Origin of the sequence: Streptomyces pratensis, from assembly GCF_037137275.1 — a bacterium.
Lineage (GTDB): Bacteria > Actinomycetota > Actinomycetes > Streptomycetales > Streptomycetaceae > Streptomyces > Streptomyces pratensis_B.
The window spans coordinates 63,527-64,861 of the sequence record NZ_JBBBEN010000092.1 but is presented as its reverse complement, the minus strand read 5'-3'; the positions used below and the strand labels follow the sequence as shown (position 1 = coordinate 64,861).

At 66.8% G+C, this 1,335-nt stretch carries 1 protein-coding gene; it reads right to left on the bottom strand.

The window, feature by feature from the left end:
- Positions 1-73 precede the first annotated feature (73 nt).
- Entirely contained in the window at positions 74-1,279 is a 1,206-nt protein-coding gene (locus V9U70_RS17180) for a phospholipase D-like domain-containing protein (protein ID WP_336676211.1), read from the bottom strand.
- Positions 1,280-1,335: the final 56 nt, after the last annotated feature.

The following is a 1,335-nucleotide window of genomic DNA, read 5'->3' as shown; positions in this document are numbered from 1 at the left end:
CCGCGCCTGCGGCCGGCCCCGTGCCACCGCGGTCGTGGAGCCCGGCGCCCGCCCGACGCGGCAGCCGGCTCACTCACGGCTGCGCGGCGACAGCCCACATCTCCGCGAAGTTCTGGCGGTAGGCGTCATGCGGGGCCGCTCCCTCAAGGCGCAGCACCGCCTCGTCGTCGTCCCGCAGCGACGAGTCGTTCAAGTTGTGCGACCCGGTGAAGGTCCACTTGGTGTCCGGGTGACCGGCGTAGGACCCCTCGATGAGGATGTACTTCGAGTGGACGCGGGAGTGGTCGCTGTCGCTGAGGCGCCGCTGGGCGATGTTCTTCACGCCGCTGAAGGTGTCCCAGTAGCTGCTCTGGCCGTGGATGATCTGGACGGCACATCCGTTGGCTGCGAGCTTCTTGAGGGTGCTCACGACCTCGGGCCGGTTCGCGAACGCTGAGACGGCCAGGCGGACGGTGGACTTCCGCGTGACGGACCCGACCGCGTACGTGCACGTGACGTTGTCGAGCACGTCGGCCACGAGGTCGCCGGTGTTCTGGGGGAAGAAGTAGTACTTCTCCGTGCCCACTTTGCCGCTGGTGAAGTAGTCGTCGTTCTTGACCATGGCGACCAAGTCATTGAAGTAGCCGACGTAGGCCGAGTACAGCCCGGTGTTCCCGACCACGGTGTACGCGTTGTTCCAGTAGGAACTGACGTTGAGCCGGGTCTGGTTGGCCGAGGTCTGGATGACCGTGTCCTCACCGACGCCCACCTGCTCACCGACGCGGGAGAACGTGAAGAACTTGTTGTGGTTGATGTGGCCGCGGCCCTTGTCCGGGGCGATGCAGGCTGCGCCGGGGGTGCACACGTGGACCCACGACCGGTTCGCCTTGTTCGTCGTCAACGCTGAGATCAGACTGGCCGCGGCCGGTCTGCTCGTACGGCTCGCATCCAGGACGACGCGTACGTTGACGCCCCTGTGGTGCGCGGCGACCAGGGCGTCCGTGTACTCCTGGTCGTCCAGGACGTAAAGCGCCGCCCGGATTGTTCGGCCGGTGCCGCTGCCGCCCGTTCCCGTGCTGTCGATGACACGGATGACGTGATCCTTGATGGCACGCTGCTGGGCGACGGTGCCGTTCGGGTTGTTGAAGACGGCACCGGTGGACACGGCCGTCCCTTCGACCGACGCGGCCGGTGTGGCGGGGGCCAGTGTGGCCAGCGCCATCGCGAACACCGGGGCGATGCGCGCCAGTCGACTTCGCGGTGTCCTTCTGGCTTCAGCGGCTGTCGAACTTTGCGTCATCGCGTCTCGCTATCTCTGCTGAGGGGTTCGTGGCGTTCGGGGCAGAACAGTGGCGG

Excerpts from the sequence above, each read along its gene's own strand:
- V9U70_RS17180 (WP_336676211.1), bottom strand. The coding sequence starts at position 1,279 with ATGACGCAAAGTTCGACAGCCGCTGAAGCCAGAAGGACACCGCGAAGT.